Source organism: Asticcacaulis sp., assembly GCF_051954415.1.
GTDB lineage: Bacteria > Pseudomonadota > Alphaproteobacteria > Caulobacterales > Caulobacteraceae > Asticcacaulis.
Genome location: NZ_JBQCHT010000035.1, coordinates 152,481 through 175,232, shown reverse-complemented (window position 1 = coordinate 175,232; position 22,752 = coordinate 152,481). Strand labels below are relative to the sequence as shown.

At 59.8% G+C, this 22,752-nt stretch carries 21 protein-coding genes; 12 read left to right on the top strand and 9 right to left on the bottom strand.

Annotated elements, in window-relative coordinates; all coding sequences use genetic code 11:
* The first annotated feature begins 59 nt into the window (after positions 1 to 59).
* The gene (galA, locus tag ACTHND_RS13645) at positions 60 to 2,558 is read left to right on the top strand and encodes a beta-galactosidase GalA (protein ID WP_440178494.1); all 2,499 of its coding nucleotides are present in this window, start codon (positions 60 to 62) and stop codon (positions 2,556 to 2,558) included.
* 139 nt (positions 2,559 to 2,697) lie between these two features.
* On the opposite strand, the gene msrA is transcribed toward galA, so the two are convergent.
* Both msrA and msrB read right to left on the bottom strand, forming a co-directional pair.
* The gene (msrA, locus tag ACTHND_RS13640; protein WP_440178493.1) at positions 2,698 to 3,300 is read right to left on the bottom strand and encodes a peptide-methionine (S)-S-oxide reductase MsrA; all 603 of its coding nucleotides are present in this window, start codon (positions 3,298 to 3,300) and stop codon (positions 2,698 to 2,700) included.
* Positions 3,301 to 3,309: 9 nt separating this feature from the next.
* A complete protein-coding gene (msrB, locus tag ACTHND_RS13635; RefSeq protein ID WP_440178492.1) occupies positions 3,310 to 3,777 on the bottom strand; it encodes a peptide-methionine (R)-S-oxide reductase MsrB in 468 nt (155 codons plus the stop codon).
* Positions 3,778 to 4,026: 249 nt separating this feature from the next.
* Here msrB and ACTHND_RS13630 point away from each other — a divergent pair, with 249 nt between their 5' ends.
* The 5 genes from ACTHND_RS13630 (at position 4,027) to pstB (ending at position 9,074) form a co-directional block, all read left to right on the top strand.
* A complete protein-coding gene (locus ACTHND_RS13630) occupies positions 4,027 to 5,052 on the top strand; it encodes a porin (RefSeq protein WP_440178491.1) in 1,026 nt (341 codons plus the stop codon).
* A gap of 145 nt (positions 5,053 to 5,197) precedes the next feature.
* The gene (gene pstS / locus ACTHND_RS13625) at positions 5,198 to 6,253 is read left to right on the top strand and encodes a phosphate ABC transporter substrate-binding protein PstS (RefSeq protein ID WP_440178490.1); all 1,056 of its coding nucleotides are present in this window, start codon (positions 5,198 to 5,200) and stop codon (positions 6,251 to 6,253) included.
* Between the two features lie 120 nt (positions 6,254 to 6,373).
* Positions 6,374 to 7,360, top strand: coding sequence for a phosphate ABC transporter permease subunit PstC (gene pstC / locus ACTHND_RS13620; protein WP_440178489.1), 987 nt, complete (start codon positions 6,374 to 6,376; stop codon positions 7,358 to 7,360).
* Positions 7,361 to 7,370: 10 nt separating this feature from the next.
* Positions 7,371 to 8,228, top strand: coding sequence for a phosphate ABC transporter permease PstA (gene pstA, locus ACTHND_RS13615; protein ID WP_440178487.1), 858 nt, complete (start codon positions 7,371 to 7,373; stop codon positions 8,226 to 8,228).
* 33 nt (positions 8,229 to 8,261) lie between these two features.
* Positions 8,262 to 9,074, top strand: coding sequence for a phosphate ABC transporter ATP-binding protein PstB (pstB, locus tag ACTHND_RS13610; RefSeq protein WP_090649495.1), 813 nt, complete (start codon positions 8,262 to 8,264; stop codon positions 9,072 to 9,074).
* Positions 9,075 to 9,196: 122 nt separating this feature from the next.
* Here pstB and ACTHND_RS13605 read toward each other — a convergent pair whose 3' ends face one another.
* The 3 genes from ACTHND_RS13605 to ACTHND_RS13595 all read right to left on the bottom strand — a co-directional run bounded on the left by ACTHND_RS13605 (position 9,197) and on the right by ACTHND_RS13595 (position 12,077).
* Positions 9,197 to 11,179: an ArnT family glycosyltransferase gene (locus ACTHND_RS13605; RefSeq protein WP_440178486.1), complete on the bottom strand. Its 1,983-nt coding sequence runs from the start codon at positions 11,177 to 11,179 to the stop codon at positions 9,197 to 9,199.
* A gap of 58 nt (positions 11,180 to 11,237) precedes the next feature.
* On the bottom strand, positions 11,238 to 11,552 hold the full coding sequence (locus ACTHND_RS13600) for a Dabb family protein (protein ID WP_440178485.1): 315 nt from the start codon (positions 11,550 to 11,552) through the stop codon (positions 11,238 to 11,240).
* Positions 11,553 to 11,663: 111 nt separating this feature from the next.
* Positions 11,664 to 12,077, bottom strand: coding sequence for a MerC domain-containing protein (locus ACTHND_RS13595; RefSeq protein WP_440178484.1), 414 nt, complete (start codon positions 12,075 to 12,077; stop codon positions 11,664 to 11,666).
* Positions 12,078 to 12,181: 104 nt separating this feature from the next.
* On the opposite strand from ACTHND_RS13595, the gene ACTHND_RS13590 reads away from it, so the two are divergent.
* From ACTHND_RS13590 to ACTHND_RS13565, 6 genes are all read left to right on the top strand, one after another.
* The gene (locus ACTHND_RS13590) at positions 12,182 to 12,841 is read left to right on the top strand and encodes a DNA-3-methyladenine glycosylase I (RefSeq protein WP_440178483.1); all 660 of its coding nucleotides are present in this window, start codon (positions 12,182 to 12,184) and stop codon (positions 12,839 to 12,841) included.
* Between the two features lie 91 nt (positions 12,842 to 12,932).
* The gene (locus ACTHND_RS13585) at positions 12,933 to 14,108 is read left to right on the top strand and encodes a glycoside hydrolase family 130 protein (protein ID WP_440178482.1); all 1,176 of its coding nucleotides are present in this window, start codon (positions 12,933 to 12,935) and stop codon (positions 14,106 to 14,108) included.
* A complete protein-coding gene (locus ACTHND_RS13580; protein ID WP_440178481.1) occupies positions 14,105 to 15,268 on the top strand; it encodes an AGE family epimerase/isomerase in 1,164 nt (387 codons plus the stop codon). The genes ACTHND_RS13585 and ACTHND_RS13580 overlap by 4 nt, the downstream gene beginning before the upstream one ends.
* Positions 15,269 to 15,292: 24 nt before the next feature.
* Positions 15,293 to 17,185 carry a sodium:solute symporter family protein gene (locus tag ACTHND_RS13575; RefSeq protein ID WP_440178480.1) on the top strand — a complete coding sequence of 631 codons (1,893 nt, stop codon included), beginning with the start codon at positions 15,293 to 15,295 and terminating at the stop codon, positions 17,183 to 17,185.
* Between the two features lie 487 nt (positions 17,186 to 17,672).
* Complete coding sequence (locus tag ACTHND_RS13570) at positions 17,673 to 18,350, top strand: DsbA family oxidoreductase (protein WP_440178479.1); 678 nt, start codon at positions 17,673 to 17,675, stop codon at positions 18,348 to 18,350.
* A gap of 121 nt (positions 18,351 to 18,471) precedes the next feature.
* Positions 18,472 to 20,313 carry an ABCB family ABC transporter ATP-binding protein/permease gene (locus ACTHND_RS13565; protein WP_440178478.1) on the top strand — a complete coding sequence of 614 codons (1,842 nt, stop codon included), beginning with the start codon at positions 18,472 to 18,474 and terminating at the stop codon, positions 20,311 to 20,313.
* 279 nt (positions 20,314 to 20,592) lie between these two features.
* Here the strand turns inward: ACTHND_RS13565 and ACTHND_RS13560 are convergent, their stop codons facing one another.
* The 4 genes from ACTHND_RS13560 to ACTHND_RS13545 form a co-directional block, all read right to left on the bottom strand.
* Entirely contained in the window at positions 20,593 to 20,814 is a 222-nt protein-coding gene (locus ACTHND_RS13560) for a hypothetical protein (RefSeq protein WP_303828669.1), read from the bottom strand.
* 115 nt (positions 20,815 to 20,929) lie between these two features.
* Complete coding sequence (locus ACTHND_RS13555) at positions 20,930 to 21,715, bottom strand: 3-hydroxybutyrate dehydrogenase (RefSeq protein WP_440178477.1); 786 nt, start codon at positions 21,713 to 21,715, stop codon at positions 20,930 to 20,932.
* A gap of 4 nt (positions 21,716 to 21,719) precedes the next feature.
* The gene (locus ACTHND_RS13550) at positions 21,720 to 22,070 is read right to left on the bottom strand and encodes a phasin (RefSeq protein WP_440178476.1); all 351 of its coding nucleotides are present in this window, start codon (positions 22,068 to 22,070) and stop codon (positions 21,720 to 21,722) included.
* Positions 22,071 to 22,277: 207 nt separating this feature from the next.
* Complete coding sequence (locus ACTHND_RS13545; protein ID WP_440178475.1) at positions 22,278 to 22,673, bottom strand: Tat pathway signal protein; 396 nt, start codon at positions 22,671 to 22,673, stop codon at positions 22,278 to 22,280.
* Between the last annotated feature and the right edge of the window lie 79 nt (positions 22,674 to 22,752).

Here is a 22,752-nt window from a genome sequence, read left to right as displayed (position 1 = left end):
GCCCTTGACCTCATCAGGGGCTGGCCATCATTGTATCTGCAAACCTGAGAGGAACCACCATGCTCGATCTGAACCGCCGCCATCTGCTGGCCGGCACCGCTGCCACATTCGTTGCCGTTCAGGCGGGCACATCGCAGGCGCAGAGTGAGGTGATCAGGTCGGACGATCGCCGCACCCGCTTCGATACCGGCTGGCGCTTCGCATTCGGCCACCTCTACGACGTGGAAAAGGATTTCGGCTATGGGGCTGACCAGCGCACCTATGCCAAGCAGGGCATAGACGCCACGCCGGTCGCCAAGGCGGATTACGACGATTCGCAGTGGCGACCGGTCACCCTGCCACACGACTGGGCGGTGGAGCTGCCGTTCGTGCACAAGGAACCGAAGACGCCGCTGAAGCCCGACGATCATGGCGCGGTGTGGGACCCGGCCGCCAATCACGGCTACAAGCCGCTGGGGCGCGACTATCCGGAAACCAGTGTTGGCTGGTATCGGAAAGTCTTCACGCTCGATGCCGCCGATAAGGGCAAGCGCATTTCACTGGAATTCGACGGCGTGTTCCGTGACGCCATGGTGGTCATCAATGGCTATATCGTGAGGCGCAATGACAGCGGTTATACGCCTTTCCGTGTCGAGCTGAACGATTTCCTCAATACCGATGACACACCCAATACGGTGCTGGTGCGGGTGGATGCGTCACTGGGTGAGGGTTGGTTTTATGAGGGTGCCGGCATCTATCGACATGTCTGGCTGGTCAAGACTGATCCGGTGCATATCCCGCAATATGGCGTCTGCGTGCGAGCGAAGGCAGACGGCACAGTCGAGGTCACGACAACGGTAAGGAACGACAGCGATAAACCCTTGGAAATTGCTGTCGTACATAGGCTTACCTACGAGCTCAAACTAACTGACGGTGGCTGGACATCTTCAAGCGGCCAACAACTGGCGGCATGGCAGACTATTGAGGACGTGCAGACTTTCAAATGTGCAACGCCACGTCTGTGGACGTTGGAAGATCCTTATGTGGCCTGGCTAGATACTCAACTGCATGCGGAAGATGTAGTCCACGCGATTGACGGTGGACCGGATATTCTGGACACGGTTTTCACGCCTTTCGGCTTCCGAGATATCAGGTTCGACGCTGAAACTGGCTTCTTGCTCAATGGCAAATCCGTCAAGCTGAAGGGCACCTGCAATCACCAGGACCATGCCGGTGTCGGCGCCGCCATCCCCGACGCGCTGCAACGCTGGCGCCTGCAACAGTTGAAGGATATGGGCTGCAACGCCTACCGCGCCTCGCACAATCCGCCGACGCCGGAACTGCTCGACCTGTGCGATGAGATGGGCATTCTGGTGATCGACGAAACGCGCCTGATGACCTCTTCGCCGGAAGGTCTGGCGCAACTGGAAACCCTGATCCGCCGCGACCGCAATCACCCTTCGGTCATTCTGTGGTCGATCGGCAATGAAGAGCCTCAGCAGGGCACGGACCGCGGCGCCAATATCGCCCGCACCATGAAGCGTCTGTGCAATGACCTCGACCCGACGCGTCTGATCACAGCGGCGATGGATAATGGTTATGGCCTGGGCATTACCGAGGTGATCGATGTTATCGGCTTCAACTACCGTGACCAGTTGATCGACGGCTTCCACGACAAATTCCCCAACAAGCCGATTATCGGCACCGAGACGGCCTCGACCGTTTCGACACGCGGCGAATATGTGAAGGATGACGCCGCCCATATCGTGCCGGCATATGATACGACGGCCCCGTGGTGGGCGACGACGGCTGAGGGCTGGTGGCCGCATTTCGACGCCAAGCCCTATATCGCCGGCGGTTTTATCTGGACCGGTTTCGATTATCGCGGCGAGCCGACGCCCTACAGCGAATGGCCGTCGATTTCGTCACAGTTCGGCGCGCTCGATACCTGCGGCTTCCCGAAGGACAACTACTATTATTACCGCGCCTGGTGGCGGCCGGAGCCGCTGCTGCATCTCTTCCCGCACTGGAACTGGGAAGGTAGCGAAGGCAAGGATATTTCGGTCTGGGCGCATTCCAATGCCGATGAGGTCGAACTGTTCGTCAATGGCAAGTCGGCGGGTCGCAAAACTGTCACAAAGGATTTCCACGTCGAATGGACCGTGCCATATCGGCCCGGCAAGATCGAAGCCTTCGCTTACAAGGCCGGTAAGGTTATTCTGAAAGACAGGCGCGAAACCGCCGGTGCGCCGGCGAAGGTGGTGCTGACCACCGACCGCACGGTGCTCACCAATGACGGCATGGATTGCACGGTTATCAAGGCGGAAGTCTTCGATGCCAGGGGGCGTCCGGTGCCGAAGGCGGATAATCTGATCAAATTCGCCGTTTCCGGTCCGGGCGCGGTGATCGGCGTCGGCAATGGCAATCCGAACAGCCACGAAGCCGACAAGGCGTCGGAGCGCAAGGCGTTCAATGGCCTGTGTTGCGCCATTGTCCAGGTGACCGGCGCGGGGGGCATCATCGTCACCGCCACGGCTGACGGGTTGGCCGGTGGTAAGGTGGTGCTGAAGTCGGCTTAATCTTGTACCTCCCCATCTCTGATGGGGAGGGGGACCACAAGCGAAGCGCAGGGGTGGTGGAGTTTCTTGCTTGGGAGCGCCCCTCCGTCGCGGACTTCACCGCGCCACCTCCCCATTTAGAAAATGGGGAGGAGATAGATTACCCCGCTTGGTCGCCCCACAGCTTCTTCAGGGCCGGCCCGCGGCCGCAGCCGATATAATAGGCGTTATAATGCGCGGCGTGGGTCTGCCAGTAATGCTGGTGATAGTCCTCGGCCGGATAGAAGGGCAGGCCGGTATTGGTCGATTTGACGATCAGCGTATAGATCGGCTTGTTCAGTTGCCGGCCAACCGCCTGCTTTGAGGCCACGGCGGCATTATATTGCGCATCCGAAAAGGTGAAGATGGCCGTGCGGTAGTTGTCACCACCATCGCAGATCACACGGGCCTTCGTCGTCGGGTCGGTCGAATGCCAGTAGGTATCGAGCAGTTGCTGATAGCTGACCTGGTCGGGGTCATAGGTCACTTCCACGGCCTCGACATGGCCGGTGCCGCCGCTGACCACATCTTCATAGGACGGATTCTTCACCGAGCCACCCATGAAGCCGGCGCGGGTATTGGTCACGCCCTTCACATGGTCGAAGGCTTTCTGGGTGCTCCAGAAACAGCCGCCGGCAAATACCGCCACCTGTGCCTCGGCGGCAAGGGCATTGCCGGCGAAACTGAAAGCCAGCAGCGATGTCACAAATAAACGTCTCAGCATGTCAGGTTCCTAAGCGGGAATGAATTTCAAGGCCACGCCATTGCTGCAATAGCGCTTGCCGGTGGGAGCGGGGCCGTCATCGAACAGGTGGCCGTGGTGGCCGCCGCAGCGTGCGCAGTGATATTCGGTGCGCGGAATGCCGATGGCGAAGTCGGTCTTGGTCTGCAGGTGGCCGGGGATGGCGCGGAAGAAGCTGGGCCAGCCGGTGCCCGAATCGTACTTGGTGTCGGAATTGAACAGGGGCAGGTCACAGCCCAGGCAGGCGAAGATGCCCTTGCGGTGTTCATTGAGCAACGGACTGGTGGAGGGCCGCTCGGTGGCTTCGTGGCGCAGCACATTATAGGCGGCCGCCGGCAGGCGCTTCTTCCATTCGGCATCGCTGAGTTTCAGTGGCGCGATGGTCTCGGCCTCGCTTTGCGAACAGGCGGCCATCAGCGCGCCCATTCCGGCCAGGGAGAGAAAGTGACGGCGTAACATAGGAGACTCCGTAAAAGACTTACCCTGACTTATACGCTCAAAATTCGCATCGGGTTACAGGCCGGAAACTGTGGCCATAATAACGCACCCTGTCCCTATCCGGTTTGTAAAGACCTCATAAAGACCGTCGTCACATAAGTGTCAAATCAGTTACACGCGACTGTCATGAAGCGCGCCTATTTCGCCGTGCGTGGCCCTGGCTGTTCGGGGACCAAAAAATTACAAGCACACGCACAAGGTAATTTCACCATGAAAAAATCCCTCGTCATCGGCACGGCCGTCGCCGCCATTGCGCTGGCCGCCATTGCTTCGGGCGCCTCGGCCCAGGATACGACCATCTCCGGCCGTATGTATGCCGACTTCACCAATATCGACAACAAGGTCGATGGCGTCGAAGCCGCCCCGACGGGCACGGGCTTCGATATCAAGCGTCTGTATATCGGCATCGACCACAAGTTCTCCGACATGTTCTCGGCCAACGTGACGACCGACTTCCAGTACAGCTCGGCCATCAGCTCGACCGAAATCTACCTGAAGAAAGCCTATGTCCAGGCGAAGTTCTCCGACGCCCTGGTCGTTCGCGTCGGCGCCACGGACCTGCCCTGGGTGCCCTATGCCGAAGACATGTACGGCTTCCGCTTTGTTGAAAACACCGTTGCCGACCGCACCAAGTTCGCCACCTCTTCGGACTGGGGCCTGCACGCCTCGGGCAAGCTGAACAGCAACTTCTCCTACGCGGTAGCCGCCATCAACGGCTCCGGCTACAAGAACCCCTCGCGCGCCAAGAGCATGGACTTTGAAGGTCGCCTGAGCGCCAAGTTCGACACGCTGAACTTCGCCATCGGTGGTTACACCGGCAAGCTCGGTCAGGAAGTCGCCGGCGGCGCCGCCACGCCGAACACCGCCACCCGCTTCAACGCCCTGGCCGCATATATCGGCGAGCGCAGCCGTTTCGGCGTCGAATATTTCTCGGCCAACGACTATTCGGCCGCCCTGGTCAAGGATCCGCTTAACGAGGACAAGGCTGACGGCGTGTCGGTCTTCGGTTCCTACCGCCTGACCCCGGTCTATACCGTGTTTGCCCGCGCTGAAGAAGTGAAGCCCTCGAAGACGCTCTCGCCGTCCAAGAAGGACAAGTACTATAACCTCGGCGTCAACTTCACGGCCTACAAGGGCATCCAGTTCGCCGCCGTCGCCAAGCACGACGAGATCACCTCGATCGGTCACAAGACCGAATCCAACGAAATCGGTATCTGGACCGAGGTTCGTTACTAAGAATTGCCGGGCGGGCCGCTGAGTGATCACGGCCCGCTTTCGCATTCGGTTGTCTTTTAAATTCCGCGCGCTGTAACAAAACTGTCGCAATAACGCGATAGAGCATCCGGACAGCCCGCAAAACATCCCTTCCAAGGAGATACGCATGTTCAAGTTTCTGAAAGTGGCCCTCGCCGCTGCCGTGATGACCGCTTCGGTCGGCTCGGCCGCCATGGCTGCCGATTCGATTTCCGGCGCCGGCGCCACCTTCCCGGCCCCGCTCTATGCCAAGTGGGCTGAAGGCTATAAGCGCTCGACCGGTATCGCGCTGAACTACCAGGCCATCGGTTCCGGCGGCGGCATCAAGCAGATCAAGGCGAAGACCGTTGATTTCGGCGCCTCCGACAAGCCACTCACCCCCGATGAACTGGACTCGGCTGGTCTCTACCAGTTCCCGACCGTTGTCGGCGGCGTTGTCCCGGCCATCAACATTCCGGGCGTCCCCACCGGTAAGCTGAAGCTGCCGGGCGCTGTCCTGGCCGATATCTTCCTCGGCAAGATCACCACCTGGAACGATCCGGCCATCGCCAAGTGGAATGCGGGCCTGAACCTGCCGGCCCTGCCGATCACCGTCGTCCACCGTTCGGACGGCTCCGGCACCACCTTCCTGTTCACCTCCTACCTCGGCATCGCCTCGCCGGAATGGAAGCAGAATGTCGGCGCCTCGGACGCCGTTGAATGGCCCGCCGGTGTTGGCGGCAAGGGTAATGACGGCGTCGCCGCCCTCGTTCGCCAGACCGCCGGTTCGATCGGTTACGTCGAATACGCCTATGTCATGAAGACCGGCATTGCCTACGCCCTGGTCGCTTCCAAGGACGCCACCTGGCCGATGCCGACCGCTGCCAACTTCAAGGCCGCGACCGCCGGCGCCGACTGGGCCCACGCCCCCGGCAACTATGTGCTGATCCTGAACCAGCCGGGCGCCAATGCCTGGCCGATCACCGGTGCCACCTTCATCCTGATGTACAAGGAACAGGCCAATGCCGCCAAGGCCGCCGAAGTTCTGAAGTTCTTCGACTATGCCTACAAGACCGGCGACTTCAACGCCAATGAGCTGTACTATGTGCCGCTGCCGGCCACGGTGAAGTCGATGATCCGCAAGCAATGGTCCGCCAATATCAAGGCGAACGGCGCCGCGGTCTATAACTCGCCGAACAAGTAAGATCAGGACGGCCTGACAAGGAAGGCGAGGATGACCTGATAGGCCATGCCTCGCCTTCTCTTGTTTCTGCTCTCCGCAGCCCTTATAGCTGCATCCCGAAGATGAACCAGGACGAGATTTATGTCTGCTGAAACCAAGTCGCCCCGCTTCGATCCGACTGACCCGATTTTTCGCTGGGTGTCGTTCGGCGCCGCCACCCTGCTGCTGGTGGTTCTGGGATCGCTGATCGCTTCCCTGGTCTATGGCGGCTGGCCGGCGCTTTCGACCTTCGGCCTGGAATTCTTCCTCAAGTTCAAGGACTGCCCGGCGGGGCATGGCGGTCATTTCTGCATCGATACGCCGTGGAATCCGGTGACCGATGTTTACAGCGCCACCGCGCCGATTGTCGGTACGATCGTCTCCTCCTTCCTCGCTCTGCTCTTCGCCCTGCCGATCGCCATTGGCGTCGCGGTTTTCCTCACGCAATTCTGCCCGCGCTATCTCGCCCAGCCCCTGTCCACGGCGGTTGAGCTTCTGGCCGGCATCCCCTCCATCGTCTACGGCATGTGGGGCCTGTTCGTTTTCGCCCCCTGGTTCGCCAAGACCATCCAGATGCCGCTCATGATCGCGGCCTCGCAGGATCCGACTTCGTGGGTCGCCAAGCTGGTGGCGGGCATCCCCAATGGCGCCAACCTCTTCACGGCCTCGATCATTCTGGCGATCATGGTCCTGCCCTATATGGCCTCGGTGTTCCGCGAGCTGTTCCGCTCCATTCCGGCGCAGGTCCGCGAAGCGGCCTTCGGTGTCGGCGCCACGCCGTTTGAAGTCACGACCTCGGTCATCATCCCCTATGTCAGAAAGGGCATGATCGGCGTGATCATGCTGGGCTTGGGCCGCGCGCTCGGCGAAACCATGGCCGTCACCTTCATCATCGGCAATTCGCACCGTTTCCCGAAGTCGCTGTTCGATTCATCCTCGACCATCGCCTCGACCATCGCCAATGAGTTCGCCGAGTCGACCTCAGACCTGCATACCTCGGCCCTGGTGGCCTTGGGTCTCATTCTCTTCCTGATCACCTTTACCGTGCTGGCGATTGCGCGCTGGCTCCTGTCCACCCAGCGTTACTAAGGAGAGACACATGGATCGCGCGCTTCGCCGTAAAATCGCCAACTACATCTTCATCGCCCTGTGCGTCATCGGCACAGCCATCGCCCTGGGCGCCCTGGCCCTGATCCTGTGGTCGCTGTTCACGCAGGGCATCGGCGGGATGAACCTGAAAATCTTTACCATGGATACGCCGGCGGCCGGTTCCGAAGGCGGCCTGCGCAACGCCATCGTGGGCTCCATACTGATGTGCGGCGTCGGCATGATCATCGCCGTCGTGGTTGGCATCCTGGCTGGCACCTGGCTGGCGGAAATCGGCGGCGACACGACCTACGGCCACGTCGTCCGGTTCCTGAATGACGTTCTGCTGTCGGCGCCCTCCATCCTGATCGGCCTGTTCGTCTACGAACTGCTGGTCTTCAAGAGCAACCCGCTGTCGCTGGGCCACTTTTCCGGCTGGGCCGGCGCCATTTCGCTGGCTATTCTGGCGACGCCGATCGTGACGCGGACGACCGAGGATATCCTCAACCTGCAACCCAATGCCCTGCGCGAAGCGGGCATGGCGCTGGGGGCCTCGCAGTTCACCACCATCCGCAGCATTATCTGGAAGGCGGCCGGCTCCGGCCTCCTGACCGGCGGCCTGCTGGGCTTTGCCCGTATCTCCGGCGAGACCGCGCCGCTGCTGTTCACGGCCCTGGGCAACCAGTTCTATAACGGCGACCTGAGCCAGCCCATGGCCAGCCTGCCGGTCACCATGTTCAATTTCGCGCTTACGCCCTACGAAGACCTCAACAAGCTGGCCTGGGCCGGTGCGCTCCTGGTCGCTGTCGCGGTGCTGGGGGTCAATATTCTTGGCCGCTGGATCGCCCGCGAAAAGAATGCCGGTCACTAAATCCTCTTTGCTCATTCAACTGAGAACACGTTCATGACAACCGACACGACCTCCCCGGATTTCAAAAGCGTCATCGTTCCGCCGCCCGAAGGCAGTCTGGTGCTTGAAATCAGGAAGCTGAACTTCTTCTATGGCCAGCATCAGGCGCTGTTCGGTGTCGATTTGCCGGTGAAGAAGAACGCCATCACCGCCCTGATCGGTCCGTCGGGCTGCGGGAAATCGACCCTGCTGCGCACGATCAACCGCATCTATGATCTCTATCCCGGCCAGCGCGCCGAGGGCGAAATCCTGTTTGAAGGTGAAAACCTGATCGGCCCCAAGGTGGACGTGGCCGCCCTGCGTGCCCGTATCGGCATGGTCTTCCAGAAGCCGACGCCATTCCCGATGTCGATCTATGACAATGTCGCCTTCGGTGTGCGCCTGCACAGTTCGAAGTCCAAGGCGGAGCTGGATGAACTGGTGGAAAGTTCGCTGCGCAAAGCGGCGCTGTGGGACGAAGTGAAGGACAAGCTGCACAAGTCTGGCCTCGGCCTTTCCGGCGGCCAGCAGCAGCGTCTGTGCGTGGCGCGCGGCATTGCCGTCAACCCGGAAATCCTGCTGCTTGACGAACCGGCCTCGGCGCTTGACCCGATTTCCACCGCCAAGCTTGAAGATACGCTGGAAGAGCTGAAGAGCGACTACACCATCGTCATTGTGACGCACAACCTGCAACAGGCGGCGCGCCTGTCGAACTATACGGGCTTCATGTTCCTCGGCAAGATGGTCGAGTTTGGCCCGACGGAAGAACTGTTCGTCAAACCGAAGGTCGACAAGACCGGCGATTATATCGGCGGTCGCTTTGGCTAATGGGGTTTGGGGCCTGTGGCCCCAAGCCTTTCCCTTCCAATAAAAAAGCCTCGCTTTTAAGAGCGAGGCTTTTTTATTGGATTGAAGAAGATGTGGGGTCACGGACCCCAAACCCCGTTCGCTCAATGCACGTACAATGTTCGCGCGTCGCTGTCGAAGGTCGTGCCATCCGTTCGCGTGGCGCGGATACTCAGCTTGTGCTCGCCCGATGTCAGCGACCCCGCCGGGAACTTGAAGTCATATTGCAGCTTTGGCCAGTTGGGATCGTATTTCAATATGTCCGGCACACGGAACGCCTCCGGATCAAGTCCATACCGCGCACGCGTCACCACCTTGCCGTCCAGCAGCACATCGACCGCGGTGACGCCCTTGGGATCGGCCGCCACGCCATGATAATTACCGGTGTCGTCGCCGGCCAGGAATTCCCCGCGCTCCGGATGAGCGATATAGGCTTGCGGGAAGAAGGCGCAGGGCGCGCCGGAAATATCACCCAGCGGATGCACCCTGACCCGCGCCGTGTAGAAATCGACGGCCATCTTGTACGGCGGCAGGGCCACGACACGGAACGGCTCTATCTCCTCGAAATTCTGGCAAAGTTTGGTGTACATCGCCACCTTGTCCGCCTCGTGATAGATATAGGACGGTTCCAGCATGGCCAGCATCACGCCCTTTCCGGCCTGTTTTTGCAGTAGGGCCGACATATCCAGCCCCCACTTGTGGCGCGCCACCACGAAGCGCGTCAGTTCGTCGTTCGGATCGTCCAGAGTATAGAAGCGGCGATGGCTGTCGCCCGATCCGGGAAACTCCATATGGACCGCGCTCATATGGCTGTTGGCCGCCCACGCCACATCCGGGCCGAAGCGTTGCTTGGCGCGGGCATCGGCGGCGGCGATATCGGGCTCAAGCAGGGACCAGTTTTCGTTTTTGAGAATATTGTGCTCGCGCAGCGCATAGGGCAGTTCCGCCGAATGGACAAAAGCCCACTGATAGGCGGTGCCGGCAATGCCGACCGCCAGCGCCATCAGCGGCGCCGTGGCGATCACGGCCATGCGCAGGTTGCGGTTGCCTTGGGTCGCGGCCCGGCTCATGAAATTTTCCAGCAGGTCCGGCACGAAGGGCAGCAGCGGAATAAAGGCCATGAAGGGCCAGTGCGGCATGATCTTCTTGTTAAAGATGGTCTGTACGCCATAGAAGAAGAGAATGACGACAAACTGCCAGGCCAGCAGGCTTTCCGGCTTGTCGCGGTCGCGGATCAGGCCATTTTTCGCGGCCACAACCATGGCGGTGAAAAAGACCGGCGTGCCCATCGCGAACTGGGTTTCAAAATAGCTCAGAAGACGGCCGGGATCGGGCTTGAACTGCGGACGGTTCAGCACATGGAACTGGATGGCCGGCCAGTCATTGAGCGCATTGTAGATCAGCGAAGGCATCAGGCCCAGCAGGGCCACGCCGGCGGTGATCCATACGCCAGGTTTGGTCCACAGCTTGCGCCCCTGCGCAGTGGCCAGCATGAAGACGACGACAGCCAGACCCGGCGCCAGGAAACGGAAATGCACCAGCAGGCCAACCGCGGCGCAAACACCGGTCAATACCCACCACTTGATCCGGTCCTGCTGAATGGCACGTATCAGGCAGCCGAGCATCAGGGCCATCAGCACCTGCAGGGCGCCTTCGGGGTAGAAGACCGTGCCATTGAGCGACAGGGGCGGCAGGAGCAGGGCGATCATGGCCGCCCACAGCGCGTTGCGGTGGCTGACCAGCGGCGTGGCCATGAAATAGACGGCGAAGGGCATCATCGTGGCGATGATCAGCGAGATGATCCGCAAGGGCAGGACGTGCCAGCCGAAGATCGTTGTCACCAGCCGCGCCAGCCAGGGAAAGCCGGCGGGAATATCGGGATAGCCGAGATCGAGATAGGCGCCGGAGACGACAAAATGGCCTTCTTCCCAGATGACATGACTGATCAGGGCGACATAGAATTTCCAGGCCAGCAGAATCGCGCCCAGTATGAAGGCGGCGCGGATCAGGCTTTTGTCATCACCCAGGAAAGGTTTTTGCAGCGCCAACGGCGGACGCTCACTATTCAGATCGTAGAATTCGGCCATGCGGTCTCCCCAGTCAGTCCCGACTTATAGCGGGCCTTGGGGAGCGGGGTAAAGACCCCTATGCCTTGACCCGTTCGCGGGTGGCTGCGGAGACGGTGTAATCGGCGGCGACCCGGACATCGCGCAGGTGGCGCACTTGGCGGATCGATTCTTCGTAGAGCGGATGGGCCTTGTAGGCGCGGAAATCTTCGATCGTGTTGAATTCGCCATAGACGATGACGTCGATCTCATTGGCGATCTGGTCGATTTTCTCGTTATAGGCGACTTCCAGCAGGGCGGCGTGCTCGATCTGGGTCAGGACGGACAGGCCGCGATAAATGGCCTCACGATCCGCTTCATTCGGGCTGGAAAACATAACGATGTGACGGATCATGGCGGCTCTTTGGGCAGGCTTTTCGTAACAAATCGAACGATCCCGTTCCCTTAAACCGTGAGGCCTATCCGTCAAGCGCCGATTTTGCCGCAGATGCTATTCGAGGGTGTTTTATTCCCCTGCCAACCCTTCGGCGTGGCCACAGGCGCGATCATGGACATGCACCGGGCGATGATAGAGATAGTTGCAGGTGTGGCCGGCGGCGATCAGCAGGGCGCCGATCACGCTCATGGCCACTTCCACATCGCTGAGCGCGGGGATAAAGGCGGCCAGGGCCAGCAGGATCAAACCGCTGACGATGGGGGCGGAAATCTGCCATTTGCGCCAGACATGCGAGGCGCGAATGGCCCACAGGCTGATCGGCGCGGCGGTCAGCACCAGGGCGGCATGGACCCAGCTTCCGGTAAAGGGGGTGAGCGCCGGCAGCAGAACGACCAGGAACGGCAGGGCCAGGCAATGCACCACGCACAGGGCGGAAAGCGCCAGAGAGGCGATATCGAGCCATTTTTTCTTCAGGTAAGGCATGGGCAGTGGTACCGTGGGGCGGCGGAAACGCCGTAGTCATGCAGATATGTTATATTGTAACTTTTTGCAAGGCCGCAGGCGAAATATAATTGTGAAGAGGGGCTATGATCACCTTTGCTGAGATAGAAAGCCAGGCCATCGAGCGCAAGGGCGACCTGGTGCCGCTGCTGCATAATCCCTTGCCGGTAAAGGCCATTGCCGCCATTCCCGATGACCGCTGGCTGTCGCAGATGACGCGCTGCATTTTCGAGGCGGGGTTCAACTGGGATCTGATCGACAGGCGCTGGCCGCAGTTCGAAGCGGCCTTTGAAAACTTCGACATTACCCGCTGGGTCTTTATGTCGGATGACGATCTCGATCATCTGCTGAAGGCGCCCGGTCTGGTGGCTAATGCGCAGAAGATCCGTTCGGTCGGCGAAAATGCCCGGTTTATTTCCGATATCGGCAAGACGCATGGCTCGGCCGGCGCCTGGTTCGCCGACTGGCCTGCAGGGCGGTATATGGAGCTGTGTCTGGAACTGAAGGCGCGCGGCGCGCGGCTCGGCGGCATAACCGGCCAGCGCATGATGCGGCGCATGGGCGTCGATGCTTTGATCCTGACCCCGACAGTTATCAAAGCGCTTAACCACTGGGGCGTGATCGAAGGCGAGCCGACTTCGAAAAAGGCTTTTCTTGCTTTGCAGGCCGTGCTGGATGACTGGCGCACTGAAACTGGATATGGCCTGAACCATATCAGTCAGATTCTGGCCTGGTCGATCGACTGAGCAGGATACCAAAATAAGACCTTGCGTATTTAATAAATCAATTTTAGTTATTTCGCCAATCCGGACCACACGGACATCGGGAGACGATAGAATGAATGCGCAACAGCGACTGGCGGACCTGCGCGCCGAGCATGAGGCCCTGATCACGGCGCCCAATGCGCCGCAGCCTCGCACTAACGGCATCTATCAACGCTGGCAAAATCCGGTCGTCACCGCCGCCCATGTGCCTCTGGAGTGGCGTTACGATTTCAACCCGCAAACCAATCCTTTCATGGCGGAGCGGATGGGCATCAATGCCACCTTTAATGCCGGGGCGATGAAATGGCAGGGGAGGTACATTGTCGTGGTCCGCGTTGAGGGCGATGACCGCAAGTCGTTCTTCGCCGTCGCCGAAAGCGTCAATGGTGTCGATGGCTTCCGTTTCTGGCCCAAGCCGGTGGTGCTGCCGCAGACAGACGACCCGGACACCAATGTCTACGATATGCGCCTGACGCAGCATGAAGATGGCTGGATCTATGGCCTCTTCTGCACCGAACGTAAGGACAAGGCCCTGCCGGACGATCTGTCAGCGGCGACGGCGCAATGCGGCATTGCCCGCACCAAGGACCTGATCGACTGGGAGCGTTTGCCGGACCTGATCACGAACTCCGGCCAGCAGCGCAATGTCGTGCTGCATCCGGAGTTTGTGGACGGTAAGTACGCGCTCTATACGCGTCCGCAGGATGGCTTTATATCGGTCGGTTCCGGCGGCGGCATCGGCTGGGGGCTGTGCGACGACATGACCAAGGCGGTGGTCGACAGGGAAGTGATCGTCGATAACAAGGCCTACCACACCATCAAGGAAATCAAGAATGGCCAGGGACCGGCGCCGATCAAGACGCCGGAGGGCTGGTTGCATCTTGCCCATGGTGTGCGCAATACGGCCGCGGGGCTGCGCTATGTGCTCTACATGTTTATGACGGCGCTGGATGAACCGTGGAAAATCATCCATGCGCCGGGCGGGCACTTCATAGCGCCGCAAGGGCCGGAGCGCGTCGGCGATGTGTCGAATGTTACCTTCTCCAATGGCTGGATCGCCGATGACGACGGCAAGGTCTTCATCTATTACGCCTCATCCGATACGCGCCTGCATGTGGCAACCTCAAGCGTGGCGCAACTGATTGATTACTGCAAAAACACGCCGGCTGATCCGCTGACCTCGGCCGCCTGCGTACAGCAGCGCATCGATCTGATAGACCGCAATGCCGCTTACCTGGCGGCCAAATGAGTCTGCGCGAGGAAGCCCGTGCTGAGAGTCTGCGTTTGCTCGACTGGTGGGCAAACCATCTGGTCGATGCCCGCGGTGGCTTTTATGGTGAGGTCGACGCCAATGACAAACTCGTATTAGACGCATCGAAAAGCATCATCCTCAATACGCGCCTGCTGTGGTTCTTCAGCGCCATGGCCGGGTGGTGGGGCGATGCACGGGCACTGACCCTGGCAAAGCGCGCGGCGGACTATATCCGCAGCTATTTTCTAGATATCGAACACGGCGGCCTATACTGGATACTGAAGGCGGACGGCCAGCCTGAAGATACGCGCAAGCAAGCGTACGCGCAGGCTTTTGCCGTCTACGCCTTCGCTGAATATCACCGCGCCACGGGCGATGCGGCCGCGCTCATCTTCGCGCACGATTTGCAGAGCCTTATCGAGGCGAAATACTGGGACGCGGAAAACGGCGGCTATATCGAGGCGCTGGACCGCCAATGGAATCCGCCGCTTGATCAGCGTCTGTCCGACAAGGATCTCGATGCGCCGAAGACGATGAATACGCACCTGCATGTGCTGGAAGCCTATACACGCCTGCATGAGGTGGCACCGACGGATGACACGCGCACGGCTTTGCACCGTATTCTCACCCTGTTTCTCGATCGCTTCGCCGGTCCAGATGGTCATCTGCGGCTGTTCTTCGACATGAACTGGAACGACCTGACGCGTTCAGTCTCCTATGGTCATGATATTGAAGCGAGCTGGCTGATCTGGGAAGCCGCTGAGGCCCTGGGCAATGAAGCCTTGCTTGTGCGGGCGCGACCAATTGTGATGGCTTTGGCGGAAACGGCGCGAGGCGAAGGCATGAGCGAGGGCGGAGCATTCAGCTATGAAAAGGGTTTTGAGGGCCACCTAGATCCGGATGGCGAATGGTGGGAGCAGGCCGAGGCATTGGTCGGCTTTGTCAATGCCTGGCAGATGACTAGCGAGGCGAACTGGCTGGACGCGGCTGAGAAGGTCTGGGCCTACACCAGGGCGCAATATGGCGCCGGTGGCGCGTCCGAATGGACCTGGTATGCGGCCTCTGCACCAAAAGATAAAATCTATAAGGCAGGGCAATGGAAGTGCCCTTATCATAACGGACGGGCCATGATCGAACTCGATCACCGGCTCGCATAAATATAACACAACAGGGGCAGGGACATGAACTTACAACCAATCGACCTCGCCATCGTCGCTGGCTATCTGCTGCTCACCGTGGGCCTTGGCTTCTGGGTGGCGAAGCTGGCTTCCGGCAGTATCCAGGGCTACTTCCTGGCGGGCAACAAACTGCCGTGGTGGGTATTGGGACTTTCCAATGCGTCCGGCATGTTCGATGTCGCCGGTACCATGTGGATGGTCGGGCTGCTGGTTGTCTATGGCCTGAAATCGGTGTTCATTCCGTGGCTGTGGCCGGTGTTCAACCAGGTGTTCCTGATGGCCTTTCTGGCGATCTGGCTGCGGCGCTCCGGCAAGCTGACTGGCGCCGAATGGATCAGTTTCCGCTTTGGCGAAGATTTCGGCGCCCGCGCCTCGCATCTGATCAATGTCGTCTTCGCCCTGATCATGGTGGTCGGGATGCTGGCCTTCGGGTTCTTGGGGATCGGCAAGCTGGCGGCTGAGTTTATCCCCTACAGGTTTTCGGCCGACCCGATGATCAATGACAAGATCTACGGCCTGATCGTCGTGGCGCTGACCACGGTCTATTCGGTCAAGGGCGGTATGTATTCGGTGGTGATGACCGAAATCCTGCAATTCTTCATCAAGTTGGTGGTGTGCATCGCCATCGCCTGGATCGCCGTGTCGCTTGTGACGCCGGAGATGATCCGCGCCGTGGTCCCGGCGGGCTGGCATGACATCTGGTTCGGCTGGAAGCTCGATCTCGACTGGGCAGGGCTGGCCCACCGCACCGCGCCGGACCAGAAGGTGGTGGCCGATACCGCCGTCTCGGTTATCTCGAAAGAAGGCTACTCCGCTTTTGGCATCTTCTTTATCCTGATGACCTTCCAGGGCGTGCTCAAGGCCATGTCAGGCCCGGCGCCCAACTATGACATGCAGCGGCTGCTGTCGGCCCGCTCGCCGATCGAGGCCGCCAAGATTTCCGGTTTTGTCAATGTGGTGCTGCTGTTCCCGCGCTATCTGATGATCGCCGGCATGGCGGTTCTTGCCCTGTGTTTCATCGGGCCGCAATGGACCCATATGCAGGCCGCGGCCGCAGCTTCGGGCCAGAGCTTCACCGGCGATATCGATTCCATCCTGCCGTGGGTGATCCGCAACTATATGCCGCCGGGCCTGATGGGTCTGGCGCTGGCGGGGATGCTGTCGGCCTTCATGGCGACCTATTCGGCCTCGCTCAATGCGGCGCCCGCTTATGTGGTCAATGACATCTACCGTAAATATATCCGCCCGGATGCGCCGCAGAAACGGCTCGTTCACCTGAGCTATGCCACCTCCCTGACCTTTGCCGTACTGGGGGCGCTGATCGGCTGGCAACTGACCTCGATCGACGGCATAGTCGGCTGGATCACGACCGGCCTCTATGGCGGCTATACGGTGGCCAATGTGATCAAGTGGTACTGGTGGCGACTGAATGGCACTGGCTATGCTGCCTCCATGGCGCTGGGCGTAGCGGTGGCCATGTGGATGGCGGTATGGAAAGATCCGGTCACCGGCCAGGCGATCAATGCGCTGGCGGCCTTTCCGTGGCTGCTGCTGGCCTGTCTGGCGGCGGCGGTGCTGGGCTCCTATGTGACCAAACCGACCGATATGGCGACCTTGAAGCTGTTCTACAAAAAGACCCGGCCCTGGGGTTTCTGGAAGCCGGTTCTGGAGGCCCTGCGCGCCGATGAGCCGGAGACCCAGCCCAATCGTGACTTCTGGCGCGATATGTTCAATTCGCTGACCGGCGTGGTGTGGCAGACGGCGATCACCGCTTCGGCTATCTTCCTTATCATCCGCGAAATGGACCGCTTCTGGCTGTCGCTCGGATTGGTGGTGCTGTGTTCGGTGGTGATGAAGTTCACCTGGTGGGACAGGATGCGGGATGAGCCGGCGTAGGATTTAATGCACGTCCCATCGTGGGATTTGCTGTTCAAATAGGGGAAGCATGTCGAGGAAATATCTCTTTATCAATCCATTTGGTGGGTATCCTGCCGGGGCTGGTATTTTCTACGAATGCAGGATTTGTGGAGAATCTGTACTATTCATGCCCGAAAATGCGGCGGCATGTGCATATAGGAATATCGTTGTTGACGCAGATGCTGGAAGGGTGTCCGTAAAGAACAAGTCAAAGTTCAAGGCGTATACAGAAGCATAGCTAGGCCTGACCGGCAAACTGCTTAAGCAAGACACCCCACCACCACGCCCTTCGGGCGCGGTCCCCCTCCCCGGCAAAGCCGGGGAGGTATAATTTTCTTGTACCTCCCCAACTTGTTGGGGAGGGGGACCGCGCCCGAAGGGCGTGGTGGTGGGGTTTCTTGCTTTGCTTCCCTTGCGCTGAACTGTAATCGTATTACATACAGTTGATATCGAAGGAGTATCTGCCGTGAAAATAGAAATCTGGTCCGATGTCATCTGTCCGTTCTGCTATATCGGCAAGGCGGAACTGGAAACCGCGCTTAAAGAATGGGGCGGCGAGGCCGATATCAGCCATCGCGCCTTTCGGCTTTCGCCCGGCCAGGCGGTGATGCCGACCGACCTGATGTTGCAGAAGAAGTACGGCATGAATGCGCAGCAGGTGACGACCAGCCAGGCGCAGGTCACGGCGCGTGCGGCACAGGCCGGGCTGGAATTTCATCTCGACGGCACACTGGCCGGTGATACCACCGATGCCCACCGCCTGATCGCCTTGGCGCAAGGCCATGGCAAGCAGGCCGAGGCCGTCGATCGGCTTTATCGTGCCTATTTCACCAACGGCCGCAATATCTTCGATCGCGCCGTGCTGCATGAGATCGGTGCGGAGCTTGGCCTGGCCGCCGCGGATATCGATGCCGCCTTCACCTCGTCCGATATCGACATGTCCATCGCGCTCGATCAGCGCCAGGCCCAGGCCTATGGCGTGCGCGGCGTGCCATTCGTGGTGGTCGATGGCAAATATGCCGTCTCGGGGGCGCAACCGGTGGCCGCTTTTCTGCAGACGCTTCAGGCCGCTGAGGCGGAGGCCAAAAAGACTCCGGTCGTCGAAGGCGATGCCTGCGGCATAGATGGCTGCGACTCCGCATAAAATAAATTGCCCGACTCAATTGGCGAAAGGGGAGGCGCGGCCTATATAGCCGTTTATCCTCCATTCCGAGCCAGTCGAAAGCGACCGTCTGATGAGTCCCTCCCAATTACAGAATGCCCCGATGCCGAAGCCAAAAGCCAAGGCATCGGAGACGATCGCCTTTCTCAAGCCCTACCTCTGGCCGTCGGACCGCACCGACCTGAAGATCCAGGTCATCTGGGCGCTGCTGGCCATGCTGGTCGGCAAGGTGCTGACCGCCTTTACGCCGCTCACCTTCAAATGGGCCACCAATGCGCTGACCGTTCATGCGCCGCAACTGGCCCATCCCGACTGGTGGACGATGATCATCGGTATGCCGCTGGTCATGGTGGCGGCCTATGGCATTGTCCGCATCCTGTTCAACGTCTTCAACAATATCCGTGACGCCATGTTCGCGGCGGTGGGGCAGCACGCCGTGCGCGGCCTGGCCAATCGCGCTTTTGTTCACCTGCACAATCTCAGCCTTCGCTTCCATCTCCAGCGCCGCACCGGCGGCCTGTCGCGGGTGATCGAACGCGGCAAGGCGGGGATTGAAACCATTATTCGCCTGACCATGATGGTCGGCATCCCCACCATTGTCGAATTCGTGCTGACCGCGGCAATCATCGCCTTCCAGTTCGACCTGATCTATGTCGCCGTCGTGGCGGTGACCGTTGTGGTCTATGTCTGGTTCTCGATCGTAGCCTCCAACTGGCGCATCTCGATCCGCAAGGACATGAACGAGGCCGACTCGGATTCGATGTCGAAGGCGGTGGATTCCCTGCTGAATTTTGAGACGGTCAAATATTTCGGCAATGAGGCGCACGAGTCCGCGCGTTATGACCGTGCCACGGCCATGTATGAAAAGGCGGCGATCAAGACCTATACCTCGCTGGCCTGGCTCAATATCGGCCAGACGGTGATCTTCGGCATTGGTATGCTGGCAGTCATGGTGATGTCGGTGCTGGAAGTGATGCACGGCACCAAGACCCTGGGCCACCTGGTCATGGTCAATGCCTATATGATGCAGCTCTCCATTCCGCTGAACTTTATCGGCACGCTGTACCGCGAAATCTCGACCGGCCTGATCGATATGGAAGCCATGTTCAAGCTGCTGGACGAGCCGCAGGAAGTCACCGACAAGGCCGATGCCCCCGATCTCGTGATCAGCGATGGCAAGGTAGCGTTCAAGGACGTGATCTTCTCTTACGATCCCGACCGCGAAATCCTCAAAGGTGTGTCGTTCGAGATTCCCGCCGGCAAGACGGTGGCGGTGGTCGGGCCTTCGGGCGCCGGCAAATCCACCCTGTCGCGCCTGCTGTTCCGCTTCTACGATGTGAAGGGCGGGTCGATCGAGATTGACGGCCAGGATATCCGTGAGGTCAACCAGGCATCCCTTCGCAAGGCCATCGGCATGGTGCCGCAGGATACGGTCCTGTTCAACGATACGGTGGGCTATAATATCGGCTATGGCCGCTATGGCGCCTCGCGCGAGGAGATCGAGGATGCTGCCGAGGCCGCCCAGATCGCCGGCTTTATCAGCACCCTGCCGAAGGGCTATGAAACCGAGGTCGGCGAGCGCGGTCTCAAGCTTTCCGGCGGGGAAAAGCAGCGCGTGGCTATTGCCCGCACCCTGCTGAAGGCCCCGCCGATCCTGATCCTCGATGAAGCCACCTCGGCGCTCGATACCCATACCGAGCGCGAAATCCAGGCGTCGCTTGATGACGTCTCGAAGAACCGCACGACCCTGGTCATCGCGCACCGTCTGTCCACGGTCGTGGGCGCCGATGAAATCCTGGTGCTGAAGGATGGCGTGGTAGCCGAGCGCGGCAGGCATTCCGACCTGATGAAGCTGAACGGCATCTATCACTCGATGTGGGAGCGTCAGCGCGCCGCCGACGCCGCCCGAGAAACGCTTGCCAAAGTCGCTGCGGAAGTCGAATAGCCATTTTCAGAGCTTGCATCATTCTGAGGCGATAGCGGTAGCGTGTGGTTGCCCTGAATATCTGTATCATCTGTGGATCAAAAACTGACTTTTGCGCGCGCTCCGGCGCCGAAAAGAAGGGAAACCACAGATGACACAGATATTCGTGATCATCTCACGCTACCGCTATCGCCAGTAAGTTAGGCTTGGAATCTTCCGCTTCGCGGGAAGGCGAAATGGTCAAAAAAAAAGCCCCTCGCGCCAAAGGGTGCGAGGGGCTTTCTTAGCTTTTTGGGCAGCTTACATCGAAGACGAAGTGGTCGTCGTCGTGGTCGTGGTCGACATGGCGGCATCCGACATGGCGGCGTCGGAGGCCGGGGCCATGGCGTCAACGGCCGGCGACGTCACCTCAGTCGAGGTTTCAGTCGTGGTCGTCGTGTCGGCCGGCTTAGAGCAGGCAGCGACCGAAAGCGAAGCGGCGGCGACGGCAGCGATAGCGATGAACTTGAACGTATTGCGCATGATTGTGATTCCTTCTCACCAAGACGTGAAGGACTATGGCGAAGGGGGCATATGGAAGCGCTGTGGCTGCGGGGCGAATTCCATAAAAATCTCATAAGGAAATTTTACGGCCCGGCTATTGAGCCACCCAGCCGCCGTCGATCGACAGGGGGGCGCCGTTGATCGCCTTGCCGGCATCCGAGCACAGGAAGACGGCCAGCGCGGTGATATCCTCCACGCTGACGAATTCGCCGGTTGGCTGAGCGGCCAGGATAACCTCCTTGATCACCTGTTCGCGCGTCATGTTACGCGCCTTCATGGTGTCGGGGATCTGCTTGTCGACCAGCGGCGTATGGACATAGCCGGGGCAGATGGCATTGGCGGTGATGCCGAAGGTGGCGCCTTCGAGCGCGATGGTCTTGGTAAAGCCCAGCAGGCCATGTTTGGCGGCGACATAGGCCGATTTGAACGGCGAGGCCACCAGCGCGTGGGCCGAGGCGATATTGACGATGCGGCCCCATTTTTTCGCCTTCATGCCGGGGAAGGCCAGGCGCGTGGTATGGAAGCTGGAGGTTAGGTTGAGGCCGATGATGGCGTCCCACTTTTCCGGCGGAAAGTCCTCGATCGGCGAGACGAACTGGATGCCGGCATTGTTGACCAGGATATCGACTCCGCCGAGATTGTCGTTGATGTCCCTGAACAGCGCCTCGATCTGATCGGCCTTTGTCAGGTCGGCGCCATTGAACCGCACCTCAACGCCATGTTCCGCCGCCAGATCAGCGCGGACCTTTTCGATCTCGGCGGCATCGCCGAAACCGTTCAGCATGATCTTCGCCCCCTGCGCCGCCAGCCCTTTCGCTATCGCCAGCCCGATGCCGCTGGTGGAACCTGTGATGAGGGCGGTCTTACCGGAGAGCGACATGGGCTTATTCCTTAGGTTTCTTGGGGGAGGAGTCTTGTGCGTGGGAAGCGACATTGAGCGCCTGCTTGCCGCATTGTTCGACAAAGGTCATGGTCGCACGGGTCTGGTCCTGGCCGTATTTCAGGCAGGTGGCGGCCCAGCGTTTCTGCAGGTCGGCCATGCTGGCCGCATCGTGCTTGGCGGCAGCCTCGTTCATCAGGGCAATGGCTTCCTGGGTGAAGGCGGCGGTATCCTCGGCATAGCGGTGCGAGGTGGTGCTGATCATCTCGATCAGGTTGATCAGGCTGCGCGCGGCGCGCTGCTGCTGGTCAGCCATCAGGCGCAGGCCATTCTCAAAGGACGAGGGGGTGGTCATGTCCGCTGACTCCTCAGGCAGATGCGGCATATTCTCAGGCGAATACCGCAAAACTATGGCGGTTTTCGCACAGTTGCGCAAACGCAAAACAACCAAAGCAGGGCTAATTCCAAGGCCATTGGCCTTGGCAAGGGCGACTGCCCGCCAAAGAACCCTATTGGGCTGTTGCGAGGAGGCCCGTGCCGCCAAAAGACTAAAAAAACCGCGCTAATTCAAAAGAATGGTGCCCAGAAGAACCTTGGCGCCCTTGCGGCCTAGGATCGCGTCGGTGGCGGCCTGAAGCTGCATGGCGATGAAATCGGTATTCACCATGGCCCTTGAGTTGAGCGTACCGGCATAGGCCTGCAGGCGGGCGACATAGGCGTCCTGAAGGCGCGGTTGATAGAGCTTGATCTGTTCGACCAGCTTGGCGTCCTCGCAATAGAGGCCCATGTCGACGCTGAGCGTGCCGTGCCGCCGGCGGCTGGCCTCGGTAAAGACGTTTATTGTCTTGAACTGCGTGTAGTTTTCGCCGCCGCCCTTTTTCTTGGGTTCGGAAGCGAAGGCAGCCGGTGCGATAAGACCGGTTGCGGCGGCAAGGGCGAGGAACTGTCTACGGATCATTTCAGCAGTCTAACCCCAGTGGCGTTAAGGTCCGGTTTATATGAGGTAAATATGAAATTTACCATAAATTCAATGGCAT